General features: G+C 33.4%; 2 protein-coding genes. One reads left to right on the plus strand and one right to left on the minus strand.

Annotated elements, in window-relative coordinates; all coding sequences use genetic code 11:
- Positions 1-1,147: hypothetical protein (locus CYP77_RS09340; protein WP_103599755.1), on the plus strand; the 1,147-nt coding region annotated here is incomplete at its 5' end.
- A 2-nt stretch (positions 1,148-1,149) separates the two neighbouring features.
- Here the strand turns inward: CYP77_RS09340 and CYP77_RS09345 are convergent.
- Positions 1,150-1,746: an effector protein gene (locus CYP77_RS09345; protein WP_103599756.1), complete on the minus strand. Its 597-nt coding sequence runs from the start codon at positions 1,744-1,746 to the stop codon at positions 1,150-1,152.
- Positions 1,747-1,945: the final 199 nt, after the last annotated feature.

Below are 1,945 nucleotides of genomic sequence, written 5' to 3' on the forward strand. Positions count from 1 at the left end.
GGAAAATATATTTTTGGAATCATATGATGTTTTTAAGGTATGTAAATCCCAAAGCAAATTAAAAATTTATGATGAGTTTTTACAAAACAACAAAAGGTACTCTATAACGCGTTGCTACTACGTCATCGTGGTGGATAATACATTTTTAACCTACTCACATCTCATGGTCTATGAGCAACTGCTCTATCTTTTATACTCACAAAATAAACTAAAAAATGGCGACTTTTCACTCACCCTTAAAAAAGCAGAGCTTGCTAAGAAATTTAAAACAGATATCACAAAAAGTGCCACAGATACGATAAAGTGCTTTTATGAGATGCAGGATGTGAAAATTTCGATCTTTGTAAAAGATAAGATCGAAAAGCAGATGAATATCATCGAATTTATAGACGCAGATCAAACTGAAAAGTATGGCGATCTACAAGATGAGATAAATTTGAGGCTAAACCCAGAATTCGTTAAGCTTTACCGCTGCATCTATCTTGATAAGATCGAGTATTTAAACAGCTTTGACATAGAGCAAGGCAGCTTCATAAGATACTTCATGCAGCACGAGCTAGATGGCGGCGTAAGAAGCTCGGCTATTATCGATAAAATGGGCGTTTTAAACTATTTGCCTTTTGCTTACAAAAAGCGCTTTGAGCAAGAGGTGGCAAGCGTTAGTTTTTATTATAAAAATGAAAAATACGAGATAAAAGATGGCTTTGTAGTAGTCACAAATCACGAAAATAGAGTGATGGATAATCAAAATGCCTCTATTGAGCTTTTTGGTCTTATCTACGAGCAGATCGCTAAAAACTGCACTAAAAATATCGTGCTAAATGACGCAAATTTGCAAAATTATTATGCTAGATTTGGCAAATTTGAGTCAAATCAAACTATATTTAAAATTTTTAGCAACATGGAGCTCATGCTAAATCACTCAATGCAAAAAGAAAATGCCAAAATTTCTTTCTTCTCTCACTTTTTTGAAAGCATAGTCTGCAAAAGAGATACGGAGCTTGAAATTTTGATTGAACTAAATCAAAAAGGCTTTGAGTATATCATCTCCAGAAGTGCAAATTTAGACTTTTATAACGTTGAGTCAGCTGACTACGGACTTACTTCATATCCAGCTAGCTCTTGTGCTATGGGTGGAAATTTCTAAATTTAGTTGATTTTATCTTTTAGTTTAGCAATAATTTTGTCAAGCTTGCCGCCATCTTGAGCGTTTTTTAGGCATTCATTTATCTCGTTCATCTTTTTGGTAAATTCGTTTTTTATAATGCCAGCCACAAAGTCCTCGCTGCTAGTCTCGTCCAAGATAGGATACATGTCTCGCCAGATATCTTTGATCCACCAGCCACATTTTGATATGCAAGGAAACTCTTTAAGCTCGCCAAGCTTTAGGCTCATCATAACCTCATCAGAGTGCTTGATATCGTCTGTGACAAAGTCTTTATGTGCGCTATCAAAGCTCGTAAACATACGGTAGCCAAGGCTTGATACGTTGTTTTCAGAGCAAATTCTAAACTGAAAAACATTATCTTCATAGTCTAAATTTGATATGCAAATTTGATGTTTTTGGGTGAAATTTGGAAATGAGTTAAACCTTTTATCATCTATGTCAAGCTGCCACTTTGAGCTACTATCGCTAGTTAAAAACTCTTTAAAGCTTAGTTCTACAAATTCTTTATAGCTCATCTCATCAGCTGTGAAAAAGTCATAGTTGCTACTGTTTTTTTCTTTAAAATCTTTAAATTTCATTTCATTTCCGATCAAAAAAGTGTAACTATTTTACTACTTTTAACAATAAAGCTTATTAAATTTTACGAAATTTATAAGATTTTTTATCCGCGAGCTACTTTGATTTTAAAAATTTGAGTTGTGTAGCAAATGTTTTTTCAAAGACAAATCAAATTTCATCCGTGATTATCCCTATATTTTTAGAGATTTTAGTCTGAAT

This window comes from Campylobacter concisus, from assembly GCF_002913865.1.
Classification (GTDB): Bacteria; Campylobacterota; Campylobacteria; order Campylobacterales; family Campylobacteraceae; genus Campylobacter_A; species Campylobacter_A concisus_AM.